This is a genomic window from Streptomyces sp. NPDC020747, assembly GCF_044334695.1.
Taxonomy (GTDB): domain Bacteria; phylum Actinomycetota; class Actinomycetes; order Streptomycetales; family Streptomycetaceae; genus Streptomyces.
Window position 1 is genome coordinate 479,019 of record NZ_JBIRTJ010000005.1, and the last position, 26,499, is coordinate 505,517.

The 26,499-nt window shown below is 71.4% G+C and carries 27 protein-coding genes; 13 read left to right on the forward strand and 14 right to left on the reverse strand.

Annotated features, from left to right (window positions below; genetic code table 11):
* Positions 1-59: 59 nt before the first annotated feature.
* On the reverse strand, positions 60-1,271 hold the full coding sequence (locus ACH4YP_RS17255) for an ROK family transcriptional regulator (RefSeq protein ID WP_361068029.1): 1,212 nt from the start codon (positions 1,269-1,271) through the stop codon (positions 60-62).
* Positions 1,272-1,652: 381 nt separating this feature from the next.
* Between ACH4YP_RS17255 and ACH4YP_RS17260 the strand changes: the two genes are divergently transcribed.
* Both ACH4YP_RS17260 and ACH4YP_RS17265 read left to right on the forward strand, forming a co-directional pair.
* Positions 1,653-2,180 (forward strand): SMI1/KNR4 family protein, encoded by a 528-nt coding sequence (locus ACH4YP_RS17260; RefSeq protein WP_398491048.1) that lies wholly within the window; start codon positions 1,653-1,655, stop codon positions 2,178-2,180.
* A 361-nt stretch (positions 2,181-2,541) separates the two neighbouring features.
* Complete coding sequence (locus tag ACH4YP_RS17265) at positions 2,542-2,715, forward strand: hypothetical protein (RefSeq protein ID WP_398491049.1); 174 nt, start codon at positions 2,542-2,544, stop codon at positions 2,713-2,715.
* 153 nt (positions 2,716-2,868) lie between these two features.
* Here ACH4YP_RS17265 and ACH4YP_RS17270 read toward each other — a convergent pair whose 3' ends face one another.
* Positions 2,869-2,988, reverse strand: coding sequence for a DUF397 domain-containing protein (locus ACH4YP_RS17270; RefSeq protein ID WP_361068065.1), 120 nt, complete (start codon positions 2,986-2,988; stop codon positions 2,869-2,871).
* Between the two features lie 84 nt (positions 2,989-3,072).
* Here ACH4YP_RS17270 and ACH4YP_RS17275 point away from each other — a divergent pair, with 84 nt between their 5' ends.
* Together ACH4YP_RS17275 and ACH4YP_RS17280 are read left to right on the forward strand one after the other, a co-directional pair.
* Positions 3,073-3,483 (forward strand): hypothetical protein, encoded by a 411-nt coding sequence (locus ACH4YP_RS17275; protein WP_398491050.1) that lies wholly within the window; start codon positions 3,073-3,075, stop codon positions 3,481-3,483.
* On the forward strand, positions 3,476-3,727 hold the full coding sequence (locus ACH4YP_RS17280; RefSeq protein WP_361068018.1) for a hypothetical protein: 252 nt from the start codon (positions 3,476-3,478) through the stop codon (positions 3,725-3,727). Before ACH4YP_RS17275 ends, ACH4YP_RS17280 begins: the two co-directional genes overlap by 8 nt.
* Here the strand turns inward: ACH4YP_RS17280 and ACH4YP_RS17285 are convergent.
* From ACH4YP_RS17285 to ACH4YP_RS17310, 6 genes are all read right to left on the reverse strand, one after another.
* Positions 3,706-4,146 carry a Uma2 family endonuclease gene (locus ACH4YP_RS17285; RefSeq protein WP_398491051.1) on the reverse strand — a complete coding sequence of 147 codons (441 nt, stop codon included), beginning with the start codon at positions 4,144-4,146 and terminating at the stop codon, positions 3,706-3,708. The genes ACH4YP_RS17280 and ACH4YP_RS17285 overlap by 22 nt on opposite strands.
* Before the next feature lie 148 nt (positions 4,147-4,294).
* On the reverse strand, positions 4,295-5,371 hold the full coding sequence (locus ACH4YP_RS17290) for a CU044_5270 family protein (RefSeq protein ID WP_361068012.1): 1,077 nt from the start codon (positions 5,369-5,371) through the stop codon (positions 4,295-4,297).
* On the reverse strand, positions 5,368-6,030 hold the full coding sequence (locus ACH4YP_RS17295; protein WP_398491052.1) for an RNA polymerase sigma factor: 663 nt from the start codon (positions 6,028-6,030) through the stop codon (positions 5,368-5,370). Before ACH4YP_RS17295 ends, ACH4YP_RS17290 begins: the two co-directional genes overlap by 4 nt.
* 114 nt (positions 6,031-6,144) lie before the next feature.
* Complete coding sequence (locus ACH4YP_RS17300; RefSeq protein WP_361068009.1) at positions 6,145-6,579, reverse strand: hypothetical protein; 435 nt, start codon at positions 6,577-6,579, stop codon at positions 6,145-6,147.
* A gap of 92 nt (positions 6,580-6,671) precedes the next feature.
* Positions 6,672-7,349, reverse strand: a complete 678-nt coding sequence (locus ACH4YP_RS17305) for a peptidase inhibitor family I36 protein (protein WP_398491053.1) — start codon at positions 7,347-7,349, stop codon at positions 6,672-6,674.
* An 807-nt stretch (positions 7,350-8,156) separates the two neighbouring features.
* Positions 8,157-9,242, reverse strand: coding sequence for a mechanosensitive ion channel family protein (locus ACH4YP_RS17310; RefSeq protein WP_361068003.1), 1,086 nt, complete (start codon positions 9,240-9,242; stop codon positions 8,157-8,159).
* 275 nt (positions 9,243-9,517) lie between these two features.
* Here ACH4YP_RS17310 and ACH4YP_RS17315 point away from each other — a divergent pair, with 275 nt between their 5' ends.
* Positions 9,518-10,054, forward strand: coding sequence for an HNH endonuclease (locus ACH4YP_RS17315; RefSeq protein ID WP_361068000.1), 537 nt, complete (start codon positions 9,518-9,520; stop codon positions 10,052-10,054).
* A gap of 146 nt (positions 10,055-10,200) precedes the next feature.
* Here ACH4YP_RS17315 and ACH4YP_RS17320 read toward each other — a convergent pair whose 3' ends face one another.
* From ACH4YP_RS17320 to ACH4YP_RS17330, 3 genes are read right to left on the reverse strand one after another with little or no spacing between them, the layout of a single operon-like run.
* A complete protein-coding gene (locus ACH4YP_RS17320; protein WP_398491054.1) occupies positions 10,201-11,556 on the reverse strand; it encodes an FtsX-like permease family protein in 1,356 nt (451 codons plus the stop codon).
* Positions 11,553-12,278, reverse strand: a complete 726-nt coding sequence (locus ACH4YP_RS17325; RefSeq protein WP_398491055.1) for an ABC transporter ATP-binding protein — start codon at positions 12,276-12,278, stop codon at positions 11,553-11,555. Before ACH4YP_RS17325 ends, ACH4YP_RS17320 begins: the two co-directional genes overlap by 4 nt.
* Complete coding sequence (locus tag ACH4YP_RS17330) at positions 12,275-12,808, reverse strand: PadR family transcriptional regulator (RefSeq protein WP_398491056.1); 534 nt, start codon at positions 12,806-12,808, stop codon at positions 12,275-12,277. Before ACH4YP_RS17330 ends, ACH4YP_RS17325 begins: the two co-directional genes overlap by 4 nt.
* A gap of 288 nt (positions 12,809-13,096) precedes the next feature.
* Between ACH4YP_RS17330 and ACH4YP_RS17335 the strand changes: the two genes are divergently transcribed.
* Genes ACH4YP_RS17335 through ACH4YP_RS17345 form a run of 3 tightly spaced genes read left to right on the forward strand, consistent with a single transcriptional unit; the run spans position 13,097 to position 16,007 of the window.
* Positions 13,097-13,348, forward strand: a complete 252-nt coding sequence (locus tag ACH4YP_RS17335) for a hypothetical protein (protein WP_398491057.1) — start codon at positions 13,097-13,099, stop codon at positions 13,346-13,348.
* The gene (gene malQ / locus ACH4YP_RS17340) at positions 13,348-15,696 is read left to right on the forward strand and encodes a 4-alpha-glucanotransferase (protein ID WP_398491058.1); all 2,349 of its coding nucleotides are present in this window, start codon (positions 13,348-13,350) and stop codon (positions 15,694-15,696) included. Before ACH4YP_RS17335 ends, malQ begins: the two co-directional genes overlap by 1 nt.
* Positions 15,697-15,716: 20 nt before the next feature.
* On the forward strand, positions 15,717-16,007 hold the full coding sequence (locus ACH4YP_RS17345) for a hypothetical protein (RefSeq protein ID WP_361073379.1): 291 nt from the start codon (positions 15,717-15,719) through the stop codon (positions 16,005-16,007).
* A 163-nt stretch (positions 16,008-16,170) separates the two neighbouring features.
* Here ACH4YP_RS17345 and ACH4YP_RS17350 read toward each other — a convergent pair whose 3' ends face one another.
* The gene (locus ACH4YP_RS17350) at positions 16,171-16,773 is read right to left on the reverse strand and encodes a TetR family transcriptional regulator (protein ID WP_361064135.1); all 603 of its coding nucleotides are present in this window, start codon (positions 16,771-16,773) and stop codon (positions 16,171-16,173) included.
* A gap of 167 nt (positions 16,774-16,940) precedes the next feature.
* On the opposite strand from ACH4YP_RS17350, the gene ACH4YP_RS17355 reads away from it, so the two are divergent.
* Positions 16,941-18,518 carry an FAD-dependent monooxygenase gene (locus ACH4YP_RS17355; protein WP_398491059.1) on the forward strand — a complete coding sequence of 526 codons (1,578 nt, stop codon included), beginning with the start codon at positions 16,941-16,943 and terminating at the stop codon, positions 18,516-18,518.
* Between the two features lie 82 nt (positions 18,519-18,600).
* On the opposite strand, the gene ACH4YP_RS17360 is transcribed toward ACH4YP_RS17355, so the two are convergent.
* On the reverse strand, positions 18,601-19,125 hold the full coding sequence (locus ACH4YP_RS17360; RefSeq protein ID WP_361064141.1) for a MarR family transcriptional regulator: 525 nt from the start codon (positions 19,123-19,125) through the stop codon (positions 18,601-18,603).
* A gap of 190 nt (positions 19,126-19,315) precedes the next feature.
* Between ACH4YP_RS17360 and ACH4YP_RS17365 the strand changes: the two genes are divergently transcribed.
* From ACH4YP_RS17365 to ACH4YP_RS17380, 4 genes are all read left to right on the forward strand, one after another.
* Positions 19,316-20,248, forward strand: coding sequence for an EamA family transporter (locus ACH4YP_RS17365; RefSeq protein WP_361064143.1), 933 nt, complete (start codon positions 19,316-19,318; stop codon positions 20,246-20,248).
* A gap of 223 nt (positions 20,249-20,471) precedes the next feature.
* On the forward strand, positions 20,472-21,311 hold the full coding sequence (locus ACH4YP_RS17370; RefSeq protein ID WP_398491060.1) for a DMT family transporter: 840 nt from the start codon (positions 20,472-20,474) through the stop codon (positions 21,309-21,311).
* Positions 21,312-21,360: 49 nt separating this feature from the next.
* Positions 21,361-22,308, forward strand: coding sequence for a LysR substrate-binding domain-containing protein (locus ACH4YP_RS17375; protein WP_398491061.1), 948 nt, complete (start codon positions 21,361-21,363; stop codon positions 22,306-22,308).
* Between the two features lie 189 nt (positions 22,309-22,497).
* Positions 22,498-23,790 (forward strand): M14 family zinc carboxypeptidase, encoded by a 1,293-nt coding sequence (locus tag ACH4YP_RS17380; RefSeq protein ID WP_361064148.1) that lies wholly within the window; start codon positions 22,498-22,500, stop codon positions 23,788-23,790.
* Positions 23,791-23,863: 73 nt separating this feature from the next.
* On the opposite strand, the gene pepN is transcribed toward ACH4YP_RS17380, so the two are convergent.
* Entirely contained in the window at positions 23,864-26,464 is a 2,601-nt protein-coding gene (pepN, locus tag ACH4YP_RS17385) for an aminopeptidase N (protein ID WP_398491062.1), read from the reverse strand.
* Between the last annotated feature and the right edge of the window lie 35 nt (positions 26,465-26,499).

Here is a 26,499-nt window from a genome sequence, read left to right on the forward strand (position 1 = left end):
GGGGTGGTGTGGGACGGGATGTGTACGGAGATGTGCGGGGGGAGGCGTGCGGGTCCTGCTCAGCGCGAGGTGTCGAAGGCCTCGTCGCGGGTGGCCGCGAGCGCGCTCTCCAACGCGCCGCGCAGCACGGGGTGTTCGTCGACGTCGCCGACCACGAGGCGCGGCCGGGGTGCGGCCAGCTCCTCCAGCTCGGCCTGCACCAGGGCGCGCAGCAGTTCGCCGCCCCTGGTGAGCGAGGCCCCGCTGAGGACGACGAGTTCGGGGTCGAGGACGGAGACGAGCGAGGCGAGACCGGTGGCGAGCCCCGTCGCGTACGTCTCCAGGAGCTGCCGGTGGGCCCCGGCGTTGATGTCCGCCGCCTGCTCGACGAGCGCGGCGGCGACTTCGGCGTACGGGCCGTTGGGCAAGGGCTGGATGCCGAGTTCGCGGGCGAGTTTCGGGATGGCCTGGGAGCCCGCCAGCTCCTGGTAGCCGCCGCTGTTGGTCTTGGCGACGTGCCGGACGAGCGGCGCGCCGGGTACGGGGAGGAATCCGACCTCGCCCGCGCCGCCGGTCCAGCCGCGGTGCAGGCGTCCGCCGATCACGAGCGCGGCACCGAGACCGCCCTCGTTCCACAGCAGCACGAAGTTCTCGTGGCCCCGGGCCGCACCGAGCCGCTGCTCGGCTATGGCGACGAGGTTGACGTCGTTCTCGTACTCGACGGGCATCGGCAGTGTGGCCGCGAGCTCGTCGAGCAGGGCGGGGGTGTGCCACCCGGGGAGGTGGGAGGCGTAGCGCAGCCGCCCCGTGTTGGGGTCGAACGCGCCGGGGGTGCCGATGACGAGCCGCTGGATGTCGGCCCGGACCAGCCCCGCCGCCTTCACGGCGCCGTCGAGGGCGTCGGTGACCTGCCGTACGACGGTCTGTCCTGCGCGGCGGCCGGGGGTGAGCAGTTCGTACTCTCCCACCGTCCGCCCCGTCACATCGGCGACGGCGGCGAGGATCCGCTCGGGCGTCACGTCGAGCCCGGCGGCGTAGGCGGCGGCCGGGTTCACCGCGTAAAGCTGTGCGTTGGGCCCCGGCCGGCCCTCGCTGGTGCCGGTGACGAGGACGAGCCCCGCCGCCTCCAGCCGGGCCAGCAGCTGCGAAGCGGTCGGCTTCGACAGGCCGGTCAGCTTGCCGATGCGGGTCCGGGACAACGGCCCGTGCTCCAGCAGGAGATCGAGCGCGGCACGGTCGTTCATGGCGCGCAGGACGCGAGGGGTGCCCGGCGTACCGGCGGTTCCTGCCATGAGTTTCGACACCTGCCTTTCGGCTGCCCAGCTTCCCAGTGGTGCCACCGGGAAGTCCACCGCGGAAGCACTGTTAGGAAACTTTCCTATCGGTGGGAGGAAGGTAGGCCCGGGGCGGGGGATGCGTCAATACCGGCCACTGGCGGGCAACGAAGTCGTTACCTGTGGGGAGGAGAAGAGGGGAGCGTGATACTCGGATGACGTTCGTGACACGGCGGGGAGTGGAGGGGGCTGCGCTGCGGCTCGCCGTCGATTCCTTGGAAGTCCGACGCGTGCTCCAAGGCGGGTACCTACTCCGCAGGCCCGCCCGCGACACCTCCTCACCGCCCCGGCCCCGCACTTCCTGGCTGTGCCACCCAACCTGATCGCTAATGTGTTCGCATGACGCCGACCGAAGACCGCCAGTTTCCTGCCGCGCTCGCTGCTGCCATGGCGGTTCGGTTCGACTGTGCGGGCGGTGACGGTGTCGACTTCGAACCTTTCGCGGCCTTCCTGTCCGCCGATGACGCGACCGACTGGTTCCGGGCATGGACCGGCAACGGTGAGGTGAACGGCGACGGCTTCCGCGTGTTCGGGCAGGATGGCACTGGCGGATACGTCGCCTTCTGGCTGATCCGCCCAGGCCGGGCACTGGTCGAGCAGCCTGTTGTCTTCCTCGGCTCCGAAGGGGAGACCGGCGTCGTCGCCTGCAGCCTGGGCGCCTTCCTATGGCTGCTGGCTGGCGGCTTCGGTCCTTGGGAGGCAGCGACCTCGTACGAGCCCGGGTGGGTTCCGCACTCCCATCGTGAGCTGACGGCCGTAGCTGAACAGTTCGCACCAGATCACCGCGCGCCAGCAGCCGCCGTGATTGAGCAGGCCACACGAGAGTTCCCCGACTTCGACGACACCATCATGGAGTTCTGTCGCTGAACCTGTTCACCTGAGCGGCTCAGCTTCCGGTTGTCAGCCGGGGCCGTAGTGCTGCGCGCCATCCACCCGCGGGTGTGAGAATCAGCGAGAAAGGGTGGGATCCCGCCCAGCGGACTTCAGGCGGCCGGCACCGCGAGCGCTGTGAATACTCCCGGTGGCACCTGGAGCGCTTACCCCCGCTCCACCAGGCATTTCGCCTTCGACCGCAGCCGCTCGGCCTTCGGCGGGATGGCCTCAGGCCCCAGCGCGACAGCCAACTGCCGCCAGCGCATGCCAATCCCGGCCCGCTTTGGACTCCAGCACCGACACAATCCGCGCCACCGTTCTCGGTCGGGGGTGCTCTCCCGCACGATCGCCAGTATTGGCGCCACCTGGCTCCGTGATCCTCGCGCTCTCCGAGGGGTTCGTGGTGACGGCGGTCGCGCTCGCGCGGCGCGCGGGAATCGAGGTGGAGATGCCCGGACCGGAGTCCGGCCATGTGCGGGGTGGCGTCCAGCGCGACGTGCAGGTCCCCGGCAATCCCCGGACCGCGTGAGCCGCGGTCGTCACCGCGCTGGACACGTGGGTGCGGGAGATGGACCGGTGGATGGCCCGCTGAGCCGGTGCGCCCCAAGACTGTCCCTTGTCGACCCAACACCCTGGATCAGCTTGCCGTCTCTGCCTCGTGCCCACCCGAGACGGGCCCGTTTCAATCCAGCGACGCGGTGAACTCAGCCCAGGTGCTGGGAGCGAAGCGGAGTATTGGGCCGTCGAGACCCTTTGAGTCGCGGACAGCGACGGTGTAGTGGGGCGTCGAGCCGCGCAGCATCGGCAAGACCGTGTACGCGGAGTGGGCGCTCGCCCCCACGTCAGTGGGAGCCAATCCGCTCGTGGCTGTGAAGGAGTGACGGGAATGGCGCTAGCGTGGGCCCGTGCCACAGGGGCGCTCGACAAGCGGAAGGGGCGGCCGATGACCATGCCGTACGCGGACGGGGGCGGTCCGCTCATTCCCCGGCCCGAACTGACGCTTCCGGCTCTGCGCCAAGCCGTCGCCACGGTTGCTCCGTCCCGGCTTCCCGAGTTCTTCGAGGATCTGCAGAAGGCCTTTGTGCGGGCCGGTGACGAGGACAGTGTCGTACCGATCCGGATGTTCTACCGGCAGTGGGGCGTGGTGGTCGAGATCGAGCGGTTCCCCGAGACCGCACGTCGGCTGCACGCCGCCGAGCAGGCGATCAGCAGCCCCGATCCGGCCGTGCGTGACCGTGCCGTCCAGGAAGCCGGGGACATCGTGCGCGCGGCGCACCGCGAGGTTGCGGGTGGCTGACTGGCGCTGGGAGCCGTTCCAGGACGACTTGCTGGACGGACTCCCGGAGGTGGCCCGTGCCGAGACCGAGCGGCTGGCCAACGAGATCGCCGTACGGGAGTCCATGGTCTTTCTGGAGGGTGCTGCCTACACCGGGCCCGGGCCGGGTGTGCGAACCGAGAGCCGGGGGTTGCTCATGCTCACCTATCTGACGGACGTACGTGGGGAGCGGATCGTTGTGGTTCAGGTGAGCTGGTTCGGCTGAGCCTGTGAGTGTGTACTGGGCTCGGCCGGTCGTCGGCCCAGCCGTTTACGCCTCTGTCTCCAGGAAGGGAGCCGTTTCGAGGTCGGGTACGGCGTGGGGAGCGGGAGCGGCTCACCCAGGTCGACCTTGATCTCGGTGTCGTAGTACGCCTCGGTGGGGTCGTCGCCGGGGGTGATCGGGGCGGAGTAGCAGTGGGCCGTCTCCTGGCGGCGGTTGATCAGGACATAGACGGGGACACCGGCGGCGGCGTACGTGCGCAGCTTGGGGCCGGTGTCCGTCTCGTGGTTGGTCGAGGTGACCTCACCGACCAGGGTGATCATGTCAATCGGATACCGGCCCTTGTGAGCCTTGCGGTACGACTCGTCGAGCTCCGTCGCTTTGCGATGGTGGGCATGGAAGCCCGTGATGAACAGGGCCATGGGCACTCGGGGCCCCTGTGGCCTGGGAATGCCATGAGCATTCACTCGAACGAGCGTGCTGAACCGTGGCGGCGGTCGGCGTGGGCCGCGGATGCGTGTGGGGTGGTGTCCGGATCGCTCCGGATACCACCCCACACGGTCGGTGCGGTCAGGCGCCGAGCTTGGAGCTCTCGGGACTGTCGGAGGTCCCCGCGGGCGACTGTCCGGGCTTGTCGACGATGCCCGTGGCGGTGATGGCGACGGACTCGACCGCGCTGCCGGCCTTGCCCCAGTCGCCGTCATTCACCAGGACGGTCCGCGTGCCCAGCAGGCGCAGGGTGTCCTTGTCGAAGATCCATTCGTTGCGTTCGCCGTCATGGGTGCGGGTGACCGCGACGCCGTGGCGGCCCGCGGCGTCGACGGCGTCGGGACGGGTGGTGACGCCGGGGATGCGGGTGGCGGCCCGGTACAGCGCAGCGCTGGTGGCGGGCGGGGCCGCCGAGTAGCGCAGCATGTCACCGATGGCGACGAAGGCCGCCTGGTCCGAGCCGAGTGTCGAATCGGTGCCCGAACCATGGTTGAGATCGGCGTCCTTGTAGATCGCCTTCAGCAGCGCCGTGGGGTCCGTGGGCAGGCCCTCCAGCATTTTGTAGGTGGGCGAGCTCGACGTACCGGCCCCCGGGGCGTCCAGCCAGTCGTCCTCACGGTCGTGGCGCTGCAGGGTGCGGTCGGTGCCGTCCACGGAGGTCCACTCCTCCTTGGCTTCGTCGGTCCGTTCCGTCCTGCCGGTCTCCCCGTCCAGGGCGGTGGCGAAGCCGACGACCTTGACGTAGGTGTACTGGCCGTCGCGGACCTGCGTGCCGGGCTGTTCGCCGGCGGTCAGCGCGATGCGGTTCAGCAGTTCGACCGCGGCGGGCGACGCCACGGGCGAGCTCGCCACGTTCGCGGGGCCGGCCGTGTCCCCTCCGCCGGTGAGCCCGTCGAATCCGCCGAGCGCGACCGACAGAGCCAGGGCGCAGGCGGCGGCGGTGGGGGCCAGGACGAGCACCAGGCGTTTGCGGGAACGCCGGGCCGCGTCCGCGGCGGCCGGTGCGTCGAAGTCGATCTCGTTCAAGACATGTCCCTTGCGCAGGCGGTGACGGTCGGGAGTCAGGCCGGGGTGGGCCGCGGCCGGCAGCAGCCGGGCCAGTTCCTCGCGCTCCGCCCGCTCGTTGTGCTCGGGCTGCTGCTGGGAGACGGCGTTCATCGGTTCCTCTCCTGTGGTGACCGGGCCGCAGGAGTGCGGCTGCCTGATATGTGTCCGCTGCCCGCCAGGGGTTCCATCGGCTTCGGACCGCCGCGTTCCATCGGCTTCCGGCCGCCGCGCAGTTCGTCGTGGGCGAGTTCACGCAGCCGCGTACGGGCGCGCGACAGCCGGGACCGGACGGTGCCCACCGGGATCCCGAGAACCTCGGCGGCCTCCGCGTAACTCAGGTCCGACCACACGCACAGGGTGAACACCTCGCGGTCGGCCCGTCGCAGCCTGCCCAGCGCGCGAGCCGCCGCCTGAAGCTGTTCGGTGTCGGCGAGCCGGCCCACCACCTCTTCCGCGAGATCGGGCACGGCGGGCCCGGGCGGCACCCGAGACATCGCTGCCCGGTGCCGGCGGGCCGCCCGCGTGGTGTTGCGCAGCACATTGTTCGTGATGCCCAGCAGCCAGGCCCGGACGCTCAGCACCTCGGCCCGCAGCTTCTCCCGCAGCCGCCAGGCCTCCAGGAACGTCAAGGACACCACGTCCTCGGCCACGGCCCAGTTCCCTGTCACCCGAAGGGCATGCGCATACACGACTCCCGCGTGTGCGTCGAAGATCTCATCGAATGCTGCCCGGCTCCCGGACCGCACTCGCTCACTCGGCGATGTCTCCACGAAACGAAGTGTCCGCAACCCGCCTCCGGTTCCCTGTGACACGCGACACAGCAGCGCCATCGAGCCGCGGTTCTGGCAAAACGGGCTCACTCCCGCTCGGTGCTTCGGGAACGGTCAGAACTTCTTGTTGGTGACCATCGCATTGCCGAACACGTCGTACACGGACACGAATCCCTGGTCCGAATCCTTCCACCCGCCGAATGCCTCGACGATGGCGTCGGCTGCGGCCTGCGGATCCTTCACCTCGGTTTTCCCGCCGTTGATGTCGGTGGAGACGTAGGCGTTTCCGGTGTGCTCGTCCCATTCGCCGATGATGCGTTCGACGCGCACCACCGCGGCTTTCTCCTGAGTGGTTCCGTGCTCCTTCACCCAGGAGCGGAAATCCTCGGCCTGCTTCCTGGACTCCTTCTTGTCCGTGTCCGTCGGCAGGGTTTCCGCCGCGCCGACCTTGTCGGGCTTCGCGGTGTCCTCGGCGGTGCAGGCGGTGGCGCAGGCGAACAGGGCGGCACAGAGCCCGAGAACGGCAGCGGTGTGGGGGGTGGGCTTCACTGAAGGTCTCCGTCGTCTTGCATGGGCCAGAAGCGGGAGGACACCGTACCGGCGCCCCGCAGAGGGACGCCGGTACGGATTGGGTCCAGGGGTCAGAACTTGATGGCGTCGGCCCTGTCGTTCCAGCTGCCGCCGTAGGCGTAGTCGATGTTGGAGAAGTTGGCGTAGCGGCTGTAACCCGAACCCAGGAACAGGTGGGCGTCGGGCAGGCCCGTGCGGAAGTCGTAGAGCTCGACGCCCCGCTGCGGACGGTTTATGTACGCGGAGGAGGCCTTGTCCCGGAACGACGGAGAGTACTGGTTGAGGTGGCGGGTCTTGCTCTCGTCATACGTCGGCCACTGCAGCCGTCGGCCCGAGTAGTTGGAGTTCTGCCAGAGGCACACGTAGGAATTCGGGCAGTCGCGGTAGGCCCGGTTCGTGAGGGCCCGCTTGGCTCCCGCCCGGGCCTCCGCGGTCGGCGCGTTGGCGCTGAGGTAACGGTTCGCCTCGGCGTCGGTGTCGAAGCACTGCATCGTGCCGTCCGCGGACACCTCGACGCAGATCTGCGCGCCGGACCAGCCGGACGCGGGGTCGATTCTCTGGCCCTTGTAGAACATGTCCACCGTGTCGGCGGCGTCCGCCTCCGCGTGGACCTGAGCCTCCTGCTCGGGCGTGAGGACGTCCGTCACGACTCCGGTGGGGTCGTCCGCGGCGAACGACGGTGTGGCGGCGAGCCCGCTGAGTGCCAGCGAGGCGACGGCCGCGGTGGCGGCCATGGTGCGTAGGCGCATGGATGTCTCCTTGTGCGAACTGAACAGTGATGTGGAAGGCGCGCGGTCATGACGGAACCGCGCACACCGACGCCGGCCCTGCCGGATCGCCGGTGGAGGGCGGCTGCTACCGGTGGTGGGCGTCGCGGACGGCCGGCATCTCGTGCCTGGCGGCAACGCAGTGTGAAACGCGCATGATTCGGACCCCCGTGTCCCCTTGTCCCCCGTTGTCCCCGTGTCCCTCCGCGCCCGGTCGCCGCGGCCTCCGGACCGCCGCGTCCATGACGGACGCGCGGTTTCCGGCCGCGTGGACGCTCCGCTGGTCAGGGCGGCGCGTCATTCCGATCGGTGATCCACTCCGACCGGGCAGGGGCCAGCATGAGCCAAACAGGCCGTTCGGATCAAGTGAATTCTCGCCAACTACCGAACCCAGTACGGGAATACGAGCCTCCGGCTTCCCACGGCGACCTGCTCGTCCTTGAGCGCGGCATCGCTTCCAGGGGTGCGGAATGAGTCACTCCTCGGAACGCGCCACGTGTCCCGCGTCCCCTCCGGGCAGGGCGTCAACGCCTGTCACAGGCCCTTTCCGGGCGCGGATTCCGCGGTTCCGAATTCGGGCATGCCTCGGCCGGATCGCCTGGGCGTCCGGTGGGTCGTGTTCCTGCCATGCTCGGCCGGCCGTGTGCCTATCGGCGGGAGGACGGCCCGCCCACGGGCGTCGTCATACGCGTGGCACGGCACCCGGGGTGACACGCGTGTGGGGCGGCACCCGGGGTGACCGGATACCGCCCCACAGAGGCCGGTGCGCGTATGAGAAAGCTCTCGCCGCTACTTCGTCACATTCGTCGGGACCGCCGGTACGGCCGGGGTTATCGGGGACGCGGTCTGTGACTGGGGGGACGCCGAGTTGGAGTAGGCCGACGGGGCCGCCATGCCCGCCGTCGGGTCGGGGGCCTGCTCCTCGTCCAGCTGGGCGGGGAGGCCGCCGACGATGCGGATACCGGCCCCGTCGAGGGCGTGCTTGATGCGCCAGCGGAGCTCGCGCTCCACGCTGAGAGCCTTGCCCGGCATCGTCTTCGCGGAGACGTGGACGACCATCGAGTCGAGCAGGACGCTGTCGAGGCCGAGGACCTCGATGGGGCCCCAGAGGCGTTCGTTCCAGGGCTCGGCCTTGCTCATGTCCTCGCCGACCTGGTTGAGGAGGGTCTTCACCCGGTCCAGGTCCTCCGAGGGGTGGACCGTGACATCGACACCGGCCGTCGCCCAGCCCTGGGAGAGGTTGCCGATGCGCTTGACCTCGCCGTTGCGGACGTACCAGATCTCGCCGTTGTCGCCGCGGAGCTTGGTGACGCGCAGGCCCACCTCGATGACCTCGCCGGAGGCGACGCCCGCGTCGACCGTGTCGCCCACGCCGTACTGGTCCTCCAGGATCATGAAGACGCCGGAGAGGAAGTCCGTGACCAGGTTGCGGGCGCCGAAACCGATGGCTACGCCCGCCACACCGGCGGAGGCCAGCAGCGGGGCCAGGTTGATCTCGAACGTGCCGAGGATCATCAGCGCGGCCGTGCTCATGATTCCGAAGGACGCGACCGAGCGGAGCACCGAACCGATGGCCTGGGACCGCTGGCGGCGGCGCTCGACGTTGACCAGGAGGCCGCCGAGGGCCGTCCCGTCGACCGCCTGGGCCGTACGGTTCATCCGGTCTATGAACTTCGTGATGGTCCGCCGTATGACCACTCTCAGCACTGCCGCTATCACCAGGATCAGCAGCACCCGCAGGCCGATGCTGAGCCATGTGGACCAGTTCTGCTCGACCCAGCTCGCGGCGTTCGTCGCGCTTTCCTGGGCGTCCTGGAGCGTTGGCGCCGTCGGTTCCTCGGTGGGATCGGCGGCCGACAGGACGGACAAGAACACGGCAGGTACCTCCAGGCGTAGCGGTCCGCCCGCGGCAGGGACATCGGAATAGGGGCACCGGCGGGCAGAACCACCACACTAACGGGGCAGCGTGTGCGGATCGTTGCAATGTTCGAGGGAGAGACTGTGCTCACCTGGGGATGAAGAGGGTGTGGTCGAAAACACTCCCAGCCCGTTACCGGGACATGGTGGCGCTTCCACCAGGCATGAGGGGAGACTGACTACAGATCGTCCCGGCGCGAGCCACGCGCCGCCGGCGTACAAGGAGGCCATCCGTGCCGCATGTCCTGGTCCTCAACGCGTCGTACGAGCCCCTCGGCGTCGTACCGCTCCGCCGCGCGCTCGTCCTCGTCCTCGAGAACAAGGCTGTCTGCCTCGAGGAATCCGGCGCCTTTATGCATAGTGCAACCGTTACTGTCCCCGCACCCAGCGTGGTCCGGCTGAAGAGGTTCGTACGGGTCCCTTACCGGGGGCCCGTTCCGCTGACCCGCCGGGCGCTCTTCGCCCGCGACGGGGGCCGGTGCATGTACTGCGGTGGCGTCGCAACCAGCGTCGACCACGTCATCCCGCGCAGCCGCGGAGGTCAGCACGTCTGGGACAACGTGGTGGCGTCCTGCCGCCGCTGCAACCACACCAAGGCCGACCGCCACCTGGTCGAGATCGGCTGGCGCCTGCGCCATAAACCGGCCCCGCCATCGGGGCTCGCTTGGCGCATCATCGGAACCGGACACAGGGACCCGCGCTGGCTGCCGTACCTGCAGCCGTACGGCGCGGAGGACGCGATGGCCCGGATCGACGGCATTTCCGCCTGACGATCCGGGCCTTCGTCTTGCCTTGTGCGGGCCGGTTCCGCTGCTTCGTACGGGCCGGTTCGCCGCCTTTTCCGGCCCTCCGGGAAGTCCCCTCGTGCCTCCCGGAGAGCCGGAGTCCCGCTCGTGCGCCGGGTGGACCGGCGCGGCTACGCGAACCGCAGCTCCGCCGGATGCACCGAACGGCGCAGCAGGGGCAGAGAAGTGGCGGCGGCGAGGAGGCAGGCCGCGTAGACGGCCGGCGGGACGAGCAGCGGCACCAGTATCGGGATGGTCGCAGCGTCCACGACCGTTCCGTACGCGATGTACACCGCCGTGCCGCCGAAGCCCGCGAGCAGCATCGCCGGGGCCAGCGGAAGGGCGGTCTCAAGGAGCAGCGCCCGGCCGAGCACCTTCTGCGGTACGCCCGCCGCGGTCTGCGCGGCGAGGCCCCGGCGCCGGGTGGCGAGCGACTCGACGGTGCCCACGGCAAGACCGCCCAGGCTGATCAGCAGCGCCACCAGGACGGCGGCGCCCGCCAGGTTGACGCCGGTGGTGTAGAACGCCAGGTCCTCGGGGCTGTGGGGCAGGCCCTCCTGCGGGTGATGCACGGAGTCGAGGAACATCTGGCGTACGCCCACGAAGCCCACGCCCACGACGGCCACCAGGAGTACCGCCGCGTTGGTGCGCGCGGTGGCCCACGGGTCGGCCTGGAGCCGTTCGGCGGCGATCAGGACCGCGGGGTTCTCGGTCCGGGCGGCGAGCCGTCTGCCGATGGCCCGTGCGGTGAACCCGGCAACCGCCACCGAGCCCGCACCGGTCAGCGCCACCGCGGAGAACACCAGCAGGGCGAATGGGGCGGCCCCCGGCCCGGTGACCCGCATGACGATCAGCAGGGCGGCCAGGCCCACCAGCACCGCCGGTACCACCAGGGCGAGAGCGGCGACCCGGCCATGGCCCGGCCGCACCCGGCGTACCCAGCCGAGCGGCGAGGCCACGACCCGGCGCAGCGCGACCACACTCACCAGCACGGCGAGGAGCGGCACGGCGAGCGTCACCAGGGCGAAACCGCCCCAGGCCGGCAACGGAAGCCGCTGCTGCAACAGGTTCACCATGAGGAGCGCGGAGAACACCGCGGCGACCACCGCCCCCAGCAGACAGGCGAGGCCGGACTCCAGGGCCGCGATGCGCCGAACCTGCCTCGGCGTCGCCCCGGCGAGCCGGAGCCCGGCCAGCCTGCGGTCGCGGTGCACGGCGCCGATACGCGCGCACTGGGCGAGGAAGCCGAGCACCGGCACCCACAGGAGCAACAGCGTGACGACCACCCCGGCGCGCTGCCCGGGCTGGTCCAGAAGACCGTGAAAGTACGAGGTGGACACCTGCCCCTCCACCGAGGCGATCGCCACCGCCGCGAGCCCGAGGCCGGTGGCCAGCGCGGCCCCCACCGCCGTCAGTATCACCCGCCACCACTCCCGCCGGTCCGAGCCCCGCGTCAGCAGCAGTGCGAGCCGCAGGTCGGCCCTCATCGGGACACCTCCACGACGGTGTCGGCCCCGGTACCGACGGCCCCGTCGCGCAGCTCCACCTCGCGGTCCGCGTACGCCGCGATCTGGGCGTCGTGCGTGATGAGCAGGACCGCCGTGCCGGACTCCCGGGCCGTGTGCGCCAGCGCCGTCATCACGCCCTCGCTCGCGAACGAGTCGAGCGCGCCGGTGGGCTCGTCCGCGAAGACGACCTGCGGGCCGGTCACCAACGCCCGTGCCAGCGACACCCGTTGGGCCTGCCCTCCGCTCATCTCGCCGGGCCGCAGCTCCTCCTGACCGCGTACGCCGAACCGCTCCAGCCACTCGCCCGCCCGCTCGTGGGCCTCCTTGCGGGCGGTCCCCGCGAGCAGCAGCGGCAGCGCGACGTTGTCGAGCGCGGTCAACTCGGGGATCAGCTGCCCGAACTGGAACACCACCCCGAACTCCGTACGCCGCAACTCGCTCAGCCGCTTCTCCGGCAGCTGGTCGATACGCTGCCCCGCGTAGACGACCGAGCCCTCGTCGGGGCGGACGATCCCGGCCAGGCAGTGCAGCAGCGTGGATTTGCCGCTGCCGCTCGCGCCGGTGACGGCGAGGATCTCCCCCGCACGCAGCTCCACCGAGGCGCCCCGTAGCGCCTGGGTCCTGCCGTGCGTCTTGGTGAGGCCGCGGGCCGCCAGGATCGGCAGGGCCTTGTGTGTACTGCTCGTGGGCGGGCTGCTCATGCTCCGTCGACCTCCGCGGTCAGAGTGGTGAGCCGGGCCGCGGTGGTGGTCATCCAGCGCAGATCGGCGTCGAGGTGGTTGAGGGCGTAGTCGGCCGAGAGGACCGTCGCGAGATCGGCGCCGGGCGCCGTCTTGACCGCCGTGAGCTCCCGCATACGCGCCATGTGCGCGGCGCGCTGGGCGCTCAGATACTCGGCGGGATCGGCCGAGGCGAGGATCGCGCACACGACCTTGGCGAAGATCTCGTTCGTCACGAAGGGGGCGGGCGGGGTGATCTCGCCCGTCCACGCGACGAGTTCCAGGGCCCCCTCGTCGGTGGCCCGGTACAGCGTCCGCTCCGGACCGCCGTCCGAACCGGTCCCGTCGACCTCCGCGAGACCGTCGCGGACCAGGCGCTGCAGCGTCGTATAGACCTGGCCGTAGGCCAGCGGGCGGGCCTGCGGGAAGCGTTCGTCGTGGCGTCGCTTGAGGTCGTAGCCGTGACTCGGCCCTCCGGCGAGCAGCCCCAGGAGGATGTGGCGGGTGCTCATGGCGACCATTATGTACTCAGTATATGTAGCGAGTGAATAGTGATCGCGGAAAAACCTCGGCCGCGCCCCGGGGGCCTGGGCCGTACCCCGGGAGGAGCCCGGTCGCGGACGGTGGTCGCGCGGGCGCTCTTGGTCACCCGGCGCAGAAGGGTCAGAATGTGAACAAGGGCACGTTGTCCGGGCTGTCACGTCTGCGCGCCCGCCCGCTGGGTAGGGCTGCCCTGACCCGCCGTACGGCTACCCGGGACGGATGCCGTACGGCAACCCGCAACGAGCAAGGAGGCCCCCGTGGCCGCATCAGCACAGCTTCTGCTCTCGGCCCTCTCCAAACGCCCGGCGGACCGGCCCGCCGACCCCGACCCGTGCATCTGTGTCTTCACCGCCGAAGGGCCCTGTGCGGAGACGCCGCTCACCAGTGAGCCGCCGCTGCCCGACGCCGCCCCCCTCACCAGCGAACCGCCCCTCGCCGACGCCGCGCCCCTGACGAGCGAGCCCACCTCCACGGGCGCCGCCGCGGGCCTGGACCCATCGGGGGTCTGATGCCGCTCTCCCGGCTCGCCGCGCTGCACGGCGTCGCCACCTCCTTCAGCCCGTCCCCGGGGCGCACGGTCGCGGCCTCGGACGCCGCGGTCGTCGCCGTCCTCGCCGCACTGGGCGTCGCCGCCGACACCCCGGACGCCGTCCGCACGGCGCTCACGGCGCGCGAGACGGAGCTACGGGAACGACTGCTCCCACCGACACTGGTGTGCTGGAGCGGCGCGGCGACGGCCGCCGGGAGCGACGACGGCCCCGGGGCGCGCGAACCCGCCCCGGGGGCGGGCGACGACGGGCGCACGCTGGACGAGAGCCCAGTTGCGCCGGGCGAGGGCAGGCCCGCGCCGGACGAGAACCGGCCCGCGGTGGACGAGAGCACGCAGGCGGGCCAGGACCCGGCCGTCTCGGCCGCCCCTCCCGGCCTCCCGGGAGACTCCTCGCTCGACTCCGCCCTCGCCGCGCTGCCCGCCGGGACCCGGCTGCGGATCCGTACCGAGCAGGGGGAGACGCGTGCCTCCGCCGAGCAACTGCCCCTCGGTGTGCACGAGTTGGAGGCCACCGCTCCCGACGGACGGACCGCCCGCGCCCATCTCGTCGTCGCGCCGAGGCGGCTGCCCGCGGCACCGGGGCGTACGTACGGGCTGCTCGTGCAGGTCTACTCGCTGCTGTCCCGGCGCTCCTGGGGCATGGGCGACCTCGGGGACCTCGCCGAGCTGACGGCCTGGGCGGGACGGGCGCTCGGCGCCGGGTTCGTACAGGTCAACCCGATGCACGCGGCCGTGCCCGGCACACCCACCGACCCCTCCCCGTACCGGCCCTCCTCCCGCCGCTACCCCGACCCCGTGTACCTGAGGGTCGAGGACGTCCCCGAGTTCGCGTACGCCGGAGAGCGTGACCGCGACCGCGTCCGTACGCTTCTGGAGCGGGCCGGACGGCAGCGCGAATCCGTGCTGGACAAAGGCGCGTTGATCGACCGCGACGCCGTGTGGGAGCTGAAGCGCGAGGCCCTGGAGCTCGTGCGGGACGTGCCGCTCGGGCCCGGACGCCGCGCCGCCTACTGCGACTTCCTCGCCGAGGAGGGCGAGGCCCTGGAGGACCACGCCACCTGGTGCGCGCTCGCCGAGGTGTACGGCTCCGACTGGCAGAAGTGGCCGGCCGCCCTGCGCGACCCCCGCTCGGCCGAAACCGCCCGCGCCCGGGGCGAGTTGATGGACCGCGTCGACTTCCACGGCCGCCTCGCCTGGCTCACGGACGCCCAGCTCGCCACCGCCCAGCGCAGCGCGCGCGACGCGGGCATGGGCGTGGGGCTCGTGCACGACCTCGCGGTGGGCGTCCACCCCGGCGGAGCCGACGCCTGGGCGCAGCAGGAGTACTTCGCGGCGGGCATGTCGGTCGGCGCGCCCCCGGACGCGTTCAGCGTGCAGGGCCAGGACTGGGGGCTGCCGCCGTGGCGCCCGGACCGCCTCGCCGCGTCCGGCTACGCCCCCTACCGCCGCCTCCTGCGCGCCCTCTTCCGGTACGCCGGCGCCCTCCGCATCGACCACGTCATGGGCCTCTTCCGCCTCTGGTGGATCCCACAGGGCCGCCCGGCCACCGAGGGCACGTACGTCCGTTACGACGCCGAGGCCATGCTCGCGATCCTCGCGCTGGAGGCGTACCGCGCCGGGGCACTGGTGATCGGCGAGGACCTCGGCACCGTCGAACCGGGCGTCCGGGAGAAACTCCACGAACACGGCGTGCTCGGCACCTCGGTGCTGTGGTTCGAACGCGACTGGGACGGTACGGGCCTGCCGTTGCCCGCCGAAGGCTGGCGTGCCGACTGCCTCGCCACCGCCACCACCCACGACCTGCCGCCCACCGCGTCCCGGCTCACCGGCGACCACGTCGAACTCCGCGACCGGCTGGGCCTGTTGACCCGCCCCGTGGAGGAGGAACGGGCCGAGGCCGCCACCGACGTGGGGGAGTGGCTGGCACTGCTCGCCCGGCTCGGACTGCTCCAAGGAGCCTCCGGCGGGCAGTCGGAGGACTCGGAGGAGGCGCAGATCCAGGGCCTGCACCGGTTCCTGCTGCGCACCCCCGCCCGCATGATCGGCCTCTGGCTCCCGGACGCCGTCGGCGACCGCCGCCCGCAGAACCTGCCCGGCACCTGGGACCAGTACCCCAACTGGCGCCTGCCCGTTGCCGACGCCGAGGGCCGCCCCGTAACCCTGGAGGAACTCGCCGCCTCACCCCGGCTGCACGCCCTCATCGACGTGCTGCGCGCGGGCCGGGAGGGTCGCGCGGTGGGCGGCTGCGGGCCGGACGCGGGAGCCACTCCGCCTCGTTCGGCACCCCCGGGCGCGCGCCCGGATTAGGTGTTCGCTACGTTTGCACCGTGGACAAGAAGAACGCCCTGCGCGCCGGCGCCCTGGCTGCCGGTACGACGCTGATGATGCTGCTGATGTCGTCCCCCGCGCTCGCGGTGACGCCTGACGACGGCGACGATCCCGGTCCGGGCCTGAGCGTCATCGAGACGCTGGGGCTCTACGTCGTGGCGCCGATCGGGCTGTTCCTGCTCATCGCCGGTCTGGTCTGGGTCCTCGACGGGTCGACGGACCGTCACCCGAAGGCGAAGGGCAAGGCCAACGGCAAGGCTCCGACGAAGGCGGCCGTGAAGTCCTCCTGACCTCGGCCCGCTCCGGCCACTGAGGCTTTCCGCTTCGAGGGCACCGTCCTCGTGTACCTACGGCATTCGTCGTACGTACACGAGGACGGTGCCCTCGACGTGTTCCCGGCCGGTCGGCCGTCGGCCGGTGCGGGCACCGCGTTCGGCGGTTGCGGCTGGGGCTTCAGTGGGAGGGGCCCGGGTCCGGGGCCGTCAGGTAGCGCTGGACGGTCGGCGCCAGCCAGGCCACGATCTCCTCGCGGGTCAGGTCCACGGCGGGCGGGAGGCGCAGGACGTACCGGGTCAGCGCCATGCCCAGCATCTGTGACGCGACGAGCGCGGCGCGGGCCGGGACCTGCTCGGGGTCGGGGCAGACGCGCAGGGCCACCGGCACCAACTGCTCCTTGAAGATGCCCTGCATGCGCTCGGCTCCGGCGGCGTTGGTGACTCCGACCCGCAGCAACGCCGTGAGCACCTCGTTCTTCTCCCACAGCGCCACGAAGTGCTCGACGAAGATCCGGCCGGCCTCTTCCTTCGGCACCTTCTCCGGCACCGGCAGCCGCAGATCGATGTCGACGGCCGCCGCGAACAGGCCCTCCTTGTTGCCGTAGTAGCGCATCACCATCGACGGGTCGATCTTCGCGTCACGGGCGATGGCGCGGATGGTCGCGCGCTCGTACCCGTCGGCGGCGAAGCGTTCGCGAGCGGCGGTGAGGATCGTGGCGCGGGTGGCGTCGGAGCGGCGGGCGGGCTGAGGGGGCCGGGTGGGGGAGTCGGTGTCGGTCATGCCAACAAGCGTAGGCCAACAGTTGTTGACGTGCCAGGGGTGTCGCCCTATGGTGGCAAACGGGCGTTGGCCTACAAGTGTTGGCCTACGAGTGTTGGCAAGCAGCCGGGCCATCCGGTGTTGGCCAACAGCCCTTGACCAACAACCGTTGGCACCAGGAGGCCGTCATGGCAGGCACGACCGGCACGACCGACAACAACGGCACCTCCCGCACCGCTGATGCTGCCGCTGCCGCTGCGGCTGTCGCTTCCCGCGACGTCATCGTCGTCGGCGCGGGACCCACCGGTCTGCTGCTGGCCGGCGATCTCGCCGCCGCCGGCATCCCCGTCACCCTCGTCGAGAAGCGCCCGCACCGGACCAGCAACCTCTCCCGCGCGTTCGTCCTGCACGCCCGCACGCTGGAGCAGCTCGACGCCCGAGGCCTCGCCGACGAACTGGAGAGCAAGGGGCAGACGCTCGACCGGCTCCGGCTCTTCTCCCGCCTGACCGTCGACCTGACCACCCTCCCGTCCCGGTTCAACCACCTGCTCGTGCTGCCGCAGTACGAGGTGGAGCGGGCGTTGGAGCGGCGGGCGGTGGAGGCCGGGGCGCGGTTCGCGTACGAGACCGAGGTGACCGGGCTGGTCCAGGACGCGGACGGGGTGACCCTCCGGGTGCGCACGCTCGCCGGAGTCGCCGGAGTCGCCGGAGTCGCCGGAGCCGACAGGGGTCCGGAGGAGTTGCGGGCCGCGTACGTCGTCGGGACGGACGGGATGCGCAGTGCCGTGCGGGAGGCGGTGGGGCTGCCGTTTCCCGGGCGTTCGGCTATCCGATCCGTCGTCCTCGCTGACGTCCGGCTCGCCCAGGAGCCGGAGACGCTGCTGACGGTGAACGCGGTCGGGGACGCGTTCGTGTTCCTCGCGCCCTTCGGGGACGGCTACTACCGGGTGATCGGCTGGGACCGCCGGCGCGACGTCGCCGACGACGCGCCCCTCGACCTCGACGAGGTCAAGGAGATCACCCGGCTCGCCCTCGGCCGCGACTTCGGCATGCACGACGCTCGCTGGATGTCCCGCTTCCACAGCGACGAGCGACAAGCTCCGGCCTACCGGGTGGGCCGGGTCTTCCTGGCCGGGGACGCGGCGCACGTCCACACCCCGGCCGGCGGCCAGGGCATGAACACCGGCCTCCAGGACGCCGCCAACCTGAGCTGGAAACTGGCGGCGACACTCAACGGCCACGCCCAAGCGGACCTGTTGGACACCTACCAGTCCGAGCGCCACCCCGTCGGAAAGTCCGTCCTCCGCAGCAGCGGCGGGATCGTACGGCTCGCGATGGCCAACCGGCCCTGGACGCTGGCGGCCCGCGCCCTGCTCACCACGTTCCTGGACCACGCCCGCCCGGCCCGAACCCGCATGATCGGCCGGATCACCGGCATCGGCTACTCCTACCCGTCCCCACGCGGCGCCCACCCCCTGGTCGGCAGGCGCGTCCCGGACCTGGCACTTCGGGACGGCCGCCTGTACGAGGCCCTGCGCGGCGGCAGGTTCGTACTGGTCACCCCGTCCGACGCGCCCACGGCCCCCGGCACCGGCATCGACACTGGTTCAGGCGCCCGCAAGGACCGTCTCACGGTGGCCAGTTGGGCAAGCGACCGTCGCACAACCCTCCTGATCCGCCCGGACGGCTACGCGGCCTGGGCGGCGGAGGAGCCGACCGCCGAGGAACTCGAAGCAGCACTGGCGGCGACGGTGGGACGGGACTGACCCCGCGCTCCTTCAAGGGGCGCGACAAGCCGCATCCGACCCGCGGGCGGCCACGAACAGGACCCCCCTCTCCGGCGAGTCGCTAGCGGCTCGTCCGGTCCGTGCCGGACAGCAACTGGCGCAACAGATCGGCCAGTTGCCCGGCCTGTCCCTCGTCGAGGGACGACAACGCCTCCGTCTGGACGGTGAGCCCGGCCCCGACCGCCTCGTCGACGAGCGTCAACCCCTTGTCCGTGAGCGTCACTTGGAGGGCGCGGCGGTCGTGGGGGTCGGGGGACCTGCGGAGCAGACCGGCCCGTTCCAGCTTGTCGAGGCGGCCGGTCATGCCGCCCGTGGTCAGCATCAGCGTCGCCGAGAGCTGGCGGGGCGAGAGGGTGTACGGGTCGCCGGACCGCCGCAGGGTGGCGAGCACGTCGAACTCGCCGCGCGAGATGCCGAGCCGCGCGTACGTCTTCTCCATCCGGTCGCCCATCGCCCGCGAGAGCCGGAAGACGCGGCCGAAGACCTCCATGGCGGCCGTGTCCAGGTCGGGCCGGACGGCGGCCCACTGGTCGATGATCGCGTCGACGGGGTCCGTGGGGGTCCTGGCGGCCTTGGATGTGCTCATGGGGCGAGTATCCGCACCGCGTCACCCGGCTGCAAGAAGGTGACTTGACGATAAGTTGCTTAGCACTAAGCTAATTACTGCCAAGCTAATTCGCGGAACCAGGTCCCCGAGTCATCCCCCCCCGGGCCATCCCGCCCGGGCCATTCCCTCAAGCCATCTCTCTCAAGCCATCTCCCTCATGGAGCCGGTCATGAATCGCAGTACCGTCATAGCGCTCACCGCCCTGGCGCCCGTCTCCTGGGGCAGTACCTACGCCGTCACCACCGAGTTCCTGCCGGCCGACCGCCCCCTGTTCACGGGCCTGATGCGCGCCCTGCCGGCCGGGCTCGTCCTGCTCGCCCTGGCCCGCAGGCTGCCCCGCGGGGTCTGGTGGTGGAAGGCGGCGGTCCTGGGCGCGCTGAACATCGGCGCCTTCTTCCCGCTGCTCTTCCTCTCCGCGTACCGGCTGCCGGGCGGGATGGCGGCGGTCGTCGGTTCTGTCGGCCCGCTCTTCGTGGTGGGTCTCGCGGCGGCCCTGCTCGGCGAGCGCCCGACCCTCCGTACGCTCCTCACGGGCATCGCGGCGGCCCTCGGGGTGAGCCTGGTCGTGCTGAAGGCGGCGGGTGCGCTGGACGCCGTGGGTGTGCCGGCGGCCCTCGCCGCGACCGCGTCGATGTCCGCGGGCACCGTGCTGACGAAGAGGTGGGGGCGTCCGGAGGGGGTGGGCCCGCTGGCCCTCACCGGCTGGCAGCTGACCGCGGGCGGGCTGCTGATCGCCCCGGTCGCGCTGCTCGTGGAGGGTACGCCGCCCGCGCTCGACGGCCGGGCGGTCGGCGGCTACCTCTATCTGGCGCTGGCCAACACGGCGGTCGCGTACTGGCTCTGGTTCCGCGGCATCGGCAGGCTCACCGCCACCCAGGTCACCTTCCTCGGCCCGCTCTCCCCGCTCACGGCGGCCGTCATCGGCTGGGCGGCGCTCGGCCAGGCGCTGGGCCCCGTGCAGTTGGCGGGCATGGCGCTGGCTTTCGGGGCGACGGTGTTGGGCCAGCTCGGGGCGCGGCCTGCGCGTCCTGCGCGTACCGAGGAAACGTTCAGCTCAGCTGAAAGGAGTCGTCGAAAAGATTCGATGGACGTGACGGTTTGACCCCTGGGACGGTGGAGCCACGTCGACCGAGTTCCCAGGCGGCGGGACGAGAGGCGTGGGTTGCACCGTGGGAGTCCCGGACCCGACCACCCGTACGCACAATTCGTCGGACGCGGGCCGAGCAAAGCGAACCGGCCCCGCATCCGGCCTCGCATCCGGGCCCGCACCCGACGCCGACCCTCACCCCCGTCCCCGTCCCCGTCCCCGCCTCGGGCTCGGACTCGTGCTCGCGGCGGTCGCCACCGTCGTCTGGTCCGGCAGCTTCGTCACCTCCCGCGCCCTGCACGACAGCGTCCCGCCCGTCCAACAGGCCTTCTGGCGCTGGGTCGTGGCGCTCGCGGCCCTCGCCCCGTTCGCGGCGCGGGCCGCCTGGCGGCAACGGCACGTACTCCGCCGCCACCTCGGCTTCCTCCTCCTCGCCTCCCTCCTCGGCATCGCCGCGTACAACACCCTCGTCAACCAGGCGGCCCTCTCCACCTCCGCGGGCACCATGGGCATGATCATGGCCGCGTCGCCGGTCCTGATGGCGGTGTACGAACGCGTCGGCGGCGTACGTCTCGGGGTGCGCCGGATCGTGGGCATGCTGATCGCCTGCGCCGGGGTCCTGCTGCTCATGGGCGGCGGGAGGCTCTCGCTCGACTTCGGTGCCGGGGATCTCTGGATGGCGGGGGCCGCCGCGTGCTTCGCGTCGTACAGCGCGCTGCTGCGTCACAAGCCGCGCGAGATCGACCAACTCGCCTTCCTCTTCGCGGCGTTCGTGCTCGGGACGGCGATGCTGCTCCCGGCGTACGCGGTGAGTCTCGCCGTGCAGGGCACCTTCGACCCGACGCCGTCGACCGTCGGGCCGATCCTCTACGTCGGCGTCTTCTCCTCCGCGCTCGCCTTCTTCGCCTGGAGCAGGGCGATCGCGCTGATCGGCGCGGCCCGGGCCGGGGCGGTCTACTACCTCCAGCCGGTGTGTGTGGCGGCGCTGTCGTACGTGGTCCTGGGCGAGGCGACTGGTCCCGTGCAACTGCTCTGCATGCTGCTGATCATCGGCGGAGTAGTCCTCAGCGCCGGATAGGAGTGCCGGACAAGAGGGGCGGGCAGGAGCGCCGGATAGGTTGCCGTCCATGGCCGAGCACGACAAGTGGGACATCAAGAAGCTGATCATTCTGCGTACGTTGCGCGAGCGGGGCACCGTCACCGCGACGGCACAGGCCCTCCTGCTGACCCCCTCGGCCGTCTCCCAGCAGCTCACCAACCTCGCCAAGCAGCTCGGTGTGCCGCTGCTGGAGGCGCAGGGGCGGCGGGTACGGCTCACCGGCGCGGCGCATCTCGTCCTGCGGCACGCGGAGGCGGTGTTCGAGCAACTGGAGCGGGCGGACGCGGAGTTGGCGGCGTACACGAACGGGGAGGTCGGGGAGGTCGGGGAGGTGCGGGTGGGCGCCTTCTCCACGGCCGTGCCCGCGCTCGTCGTACCCGTCGTGCGGGCGCTGCGGGTGGCGCGGCCAGGGGTCCGGGTGCAGGTGCGGGAGGCCGAGGCGGGGGAGGCGTACGAGTTGCTGGGGGCCGGGGAGGTCGATCTCGCGCTGTCACTCGCGGCGCGGGCCGTGCCGGACGCGGGGGACGGGCGGTTCACCCGGGTGCCGTTGCTCGCCGATCCGCTGGATGTCGCGCTGCCCGTCGACCACGTGCTGGCGGGGGCGGCGGAGGTGCGGCTCGCCGATCTGGCGGGGGAGTCGTGGATCTTCGGGGGGAGCGGGGCGTGGTCCGACATCACGCGGGGGGCGTGCGAGGCGGCCGGGTTCGCCCCTCGGCAGGGGCATTCGGCGGCCGGGTGGACGGCCATCCTCGCCATGGTGGGGGCGGGCATGGGGGTCGCGCTGGTGCCCCGGATGGCTCTGGCCGTCGCGGGGCGAGGGGATGGCGTGGTCACGCGGGCCCTCGACGCCGACCGGCCGCGGCGGCATGTGGTGGCCGCGGTGCGGCGTGGGGGTGAGGGGGCGCCGGCGGTGGCGTCCGTGCTTGACGCTCTGCGGGCGGAGGCGCGGGCGTTGACGGCTCGCCGTCCTGGGTGACCTTTTCTCGCCCCGGCGGGGGCGAAAACGCACCCGGCATATTCACACAAGTTGATCTCCGTCGCGGCCGCCCCAAGGGCCCCTTGACACCCTGACCCGGCACATCGAGCCTTGACGGGGCGCGCTCCCCGGACCCCCGGAACCGCCCGTTCGAGACGCTCAACGGCCGTACCGAGGTGAGGAGTTGGCGTGAGGGCAGAGAGCGCTCGCAGCCGGGGAAACCCGTATCCCACCGTCGACGAGCTGGCGTACCGCGCGCGGGCGATGGTCGCGGAGCGGCCCGGCACCCTGCGTCTGCGAACCGTCGGAACGTCCCGCGCGGGCCGCCCCCTGTGGCTGCTCTCCGCGGGTCACGGCGAGCACCAGATACTCACCGTGGCCGGCGCCCACGCCAACGAACCGGTCGGCGGCGCCTCGTCGCTCACCCTCGCCGAGGACTTCGTACGGGACCCGCGTGTCCTGGACGAACTCGGCTGCACCTGGCACTTCCTGCTCTGTCTGGACCCGGACGGCACGACCCTCGGCGAGCGCCGGTTCGCCGGGCACCCGGCCTCGGCGCCGACCCTGGACGGCTACTACCGCGGCTTCTACCGGCCCGCGTTCGTCAGCCAGCCCGAGTTCCCGCCCGTGGACACGGATCCGCACACCGTGATGCCCGAGTCCCGGGCGCTGACCCGGCTCATCGACGAGCTGCGGCCCCTGGTCCAGTTCTCCCTGCACGGCGTCGAAGTAGGAGGATCGTTCCTGCAGTTGACCCGTCCCGTACCCGGAGCGCCACGCGCCTTCCGGTCCGTGGCGGCGGAGCTCGGCATCCCGCTGGAGTACCGGCCGTTCGACGGCATGGGCTGGTTCGTCGACAGCCCCGGAGTGCTCGTCCTGCCCGATGGCAGCCCTCCCGACGAACGCGACCCCTCCGGCTACACCTCCCAGGCGACCTGGATGTACGCGATGCGGCACGGGACGGTCTCCGCCGTCGTCGAGACCCCCTTCTGGAGCGTGGCCGGCGTGAGCGATCCGAGCCCCGTCAGCCGGCCGCAGCGGGAGATCTCCCGGGCCGCCGAGATCCTGCTCAGCCGCGCCAAACAGCTGGAGAAGGTGCTCGGGGCGCTCGCCGACCGGCCGCCCGCGGACGAGCGCCGGCTGCCGTTCCACACCGCGGCGCGCGAACTCATGGACATCGGCCCCGGCGTGGTGGACACCTGGAACACCCACGACGCGCAGGGCCTCGGCGACGCCGAACTCGCCACCACCGTCGGCAACTCCGTCTCCCTCGGCATAGCCGCCCGCCGCATCCCCCTGCGCGCGGCCGCGATGATGCGCAGCGCCCTCGACGAACCGCCCGAGGCCCTCGACACCCTCGTACGCGACTGGAGCCAGGAGCTGGAGACCACCTTCGTCGCGCGCTGGGTGCCGGTGCACCGGCAGACCGCGCTGCACATCCGCACGATGCTGCACCTGACCCGGCAACTGGTCGGCGCATGAAGAAGGGCGCCCGGTGTCACACCGGGCGCCCCCATCACGTACGGCCTACGGGGCTGTAGCCGTCACGTACGGCCTACAGGGTGGTGGCCGCCGCGTCCGCCGCCTGGGCCCTGAGCGCGCGCTCGATGCCAGCGCGGGACTCCGAGATCAGCCGGCGCAGCGCCGGGCCGGGCTCGGCGGAGGCCAGCCACTCGTCCGTCCTGCGGAGCGTCTCCTCGGAGACCTGGACGGACGGGTAGAGCCCGACCACGATCTGCTGGGCCATCTCGTGCGAGCGCGAGTCCCAGACGTCCTTGACCGCCGCGAAGTACTTCTCCGTGTACGGGGCGAGCAGCTCGCGCTGGCCGGTCTGGACGAAGCCGCCGATCACGGCCTCCTGCACGGCGTTCGGCAGCTTGTCGGACTCGACGACCGACGCCCAGGCCTCCGACTTCGCCTCCTCCGTCGGGCGGGCGGAGCGGGCGGTCGCCGCGTGGCGCTCACCGGCGGCCGTCCTGTCGCGGTCGTACTCGCCCGCGATCTCCGCCTCGTCGAAGCGCCCCACCGCCGCGAGCTGCTGCACGAACGCCCAGCGCAGCTCGGTGTCGACGGCCAGACCCTCGATGGTCTCCCGGCCGTCGAGCAGGCCCTCCAGGAGGTCCAGCTGCTCCGGCGTACGGGCCGTCGCCGCGAAGGCGCGCGCCCAGGCCAGCTGGTGGTCGCTGCCGCCCGCGGCGGACTTCAGGTGGGCCAGAGTGGCGTCCGTCCAGCGGGTCAGCAGTGCCTCGCGTGCGGTCGGGTCGGCGTACAGCTCGATCGCCAGCTTCACCTGCCGGTGCAGCGACTGCACCACGCCGATGTCCGACTCCTTGCCGATGCCGGACAGCACGAGGGACAGGTAGTCGCGGGTCGCCAGCTCGGCGTCGCGCGTCATGTCCCAGGCCGAGGCCCAGCACAGGGCGCGCGGCAGGGAGGACTCGAAGTCCCCGAGGTGCTCGGTGACGAAGGCCAGCGACTGCTCGTCGAGCCGGACCTTCGCGTACGAGAGATCGTCGTCGTTGAGCAGGATCACCGCCGGGCGGCGCCTGCCCACCAGCTCGGGCACGGCGGTCAGTTCGCCCTCGACGTCCAGCTCGATACGGCCGGCGCCTTCGTTGCTGTCCTCCCGCAGCAGCTTGCCGCTGTCGTCATCGAGGTCGTAGAGGCCGATCGCGATGCGGTGTGGACGCAGCGTCGACTCGCCCTTGGCGCCCGTGGGCAGGGCGGGGGCCTCCTGGCGGACGGCGAAGGAGGTGATGACGCCGTTCGCGTCCGTCTCGATCTCCGGACGCAGGACGTTGATGCCGGCCGTCTCCAGCCACGCCTTCGACCAGGTCTTCAGATCCCGCCCCGAGGTCTCCTCCAGGGCGCCCAGCAGGTCGGACAGGCGCGTGTTGCCGAACGCGTGCCGCTTGAAGTAGGCCTGCACGCCCTGGAAGAACTCGTCCTCACCGACATAGGCGACGAGCTGCTTGAGAACGCTCGCGCCCTTGGCGTACGTGATGCCGTCGAAGTTGACCAGCACGTCGTCGAGGTCGTTGATCTCGGCCATGATCGGGTGCGTGGACGGCAGTTGGTCCTGCCGGTACGCCCACGTCTTCATGGAGTTGGCGAACGTGGTCCAGGAGTGCGGCCAGCGCGACTGGGGGGCGTACGCCTGGCACGCGGCCTCGGCGTAGGTGGCGAACGACTCGTTCAGCCACAGGTCGTTCCACCACTCCATGGTGACCAGGTCGCCGAACCACATGTGCGCCAGCTCGTGCAGGATCGTGGAGGCCCGCACCTCGTATGCGGCGTCCGTGACCTTCGAGCGGAACACGTACTGGTCGCGGATGGTGACCGCGCCCGCGTTCTCCATCGCGCCCGCGTTGAACTCCGGCACGAACAGCTGGTCGTACTTCTTGAACGGGTACGCGTAGTCGAACTTCTCCTGGAACCACTCGAAGCCCTGCCGCGTCACCTCGAAGATCGCGTCCGAGTCGAGGAACTCGGCGAGCGAGGGCCGGCAGTAGATCCCGAGCGGAACCGACTGACCGTCCTTCTCGTACACGCTGTGCACCGAGTGGTACGGGCCCAGGATGAGCGCCGTGATGTACGTGGAGATACGCGGCGTCGGCTCGAAGACCCAGACGTCGTCCTTGGGCTCCGGCGTCGGCGAGTTGGAGATGACGGTCCAGCCGGTGGGCGCCTTCACGGTGAACTGGAAGGTGGCCTTCAGGTCCGGCTGCTCGAAGCTCGCGAAGACACGGCGGGCGTCCGGGACCTCGAACTGCGTGTAGAGATACGCCTGCTGGTCGACCGGGTCGACGAACCGGTGCAGACCCTCACCGGTGTTGGTGTACGCGCAGTCGGCGACGACCCGCAGGACGTTGCGGCCCTCCAGGATGCCGGGCAGCGCGATCCGTGAGTCCTTGAAGACCTCGGTCGGGTCGAGGGAGTCGCCGTTGAGGGTGACTTCGAGGACGGCCGGGGCCACCAGGTCGATGAACGACTCGGCGCCGGTCTCGGCCGAGTCGAAGCGCACGGTGGTCACGGACCGGTAGGTGCCTTCCTCACCCTGCGCGCCGGAGAGGTCGAGATCGATCTCGTACGAGTCAACGGTGAGCAGCTTCGCCCGCTGCTGCGCCTCTTCACGGGTCAGGTTTGTGCCAGGCACGCGGTCATCTCCTCGTTATGTGTGGGTTGCGCCAT

Coding starts and splice junctions, on each gene's coding strand:
- ACH4YP_RS17360 (WP_361064141.1), bottom strand. CDS start 19,125: ATGAGCACATCCAAGGCCGCCAGGACCCCCACGGACCCCGTCGACGCG.
- malQ (WP_398491058.1), top strand. CDS start 13,348: ATGCCGCTCTCCCGGCTCGCCGCGCTGCACGGCGTCGCCACCTCCTTC.
- ACH4YP_RS17285 (WP_398491051.1), bottom strand. CDS start 4,146: ATGGCCCTGTTCATCACGGGCTTCCATGCCCACCATCGCAAAGCGACG.
- ACH4YP_RS17350 (WP_361064135.1), bottom strand. CDS start 16,773: ATGACCGACACCGACTCCCCCACCCGGCCCCCTCAGCCCGCCCGCCGC.
- ACH4YP_RS17320 (WP_398491054.1), bottom strand. CDS start 11,556: ATGAGGGCCGACCTGCGGCTCGCACTGCTGCTGACGCGGGGCTCGGAC.
- ACH4YP_RS17255 (WP_361068029.1), bottom strand. CDS start 1,271: ATGGCAGGAACCGCCGGTACGCCGGGCACCCCTCGCGTCCTGCGCGCC.
- ACH4YP_RS17325 (WP_398491055.1), bottom strand. CDS start 12,278: ATGAGCAGCCCGCCCACGAGCAGTACACACAAGGCCCTGCCGATCCTG.
- ACH4YP_RS17330 (WP_398491056.1), bottom strand. CDS start 12,808: ATGAGCACCCGCCACATCCTCCTGGGGCTGCTCGCCGGAGGGCCGAGT.
- ACH4YP_RS17365 (WP_361064143.1), top strand. CDS start 19,316: ATGAATCGCAGTACCGTCATAGCGCTCACCGCCCTGGCGCCCGTCTCC.
- ACH4YP_RS17275 (WP_398491050.1), top strand. CDS start 3,073: ATGGCGCTAGCGTGGGCCCGTGCCACAGGGGCGCTCGACAAGCGGAAG.
- ACH4YP_RS17270 (WP_361068065.1), bottom strand. CDS start 2,988: ATGCTGCGCGGCTCGACGCCCCACTACACCGTCGCTGTCCGCGACTCA.
- ACH4YP_RS17355 (WP_398491059.1), top strand. CDS start 16,941: ATGGCAGGCACGACCGGCACGACCGACAACAACGGCACCTCCCGCACC.
- ACH4YP_RS17305 (WP_398491053.1), bottom strand. CDS start 7,349: ATGCGCCTACGCACCATGGCCGCCACCGCGGCCGTCGCCTCGCTGGCA.
- ACH4YP_RS17375 (WP_398491061.1), top strand. CDS start 21,361: ATGGCCGAGCACGACAAGTGGGACATCAAGAAGCTGATCATTCTGCGT.
- ACH4YP_RS17260 (WP_398491048.1), top strand. CDS start 1,653: ATGACGCCGACCGAAGACCGCCAGTTTCCTGCCGCGCTCGCTGCTGCC.
- ACH4YP_RS17290 (WP_361068012.1), bottom strand. CDS start 5,371: ATGAACGCCGTCTCCCAGCAGCAGCCCGAGCACAACGAGCGGGCGGAG.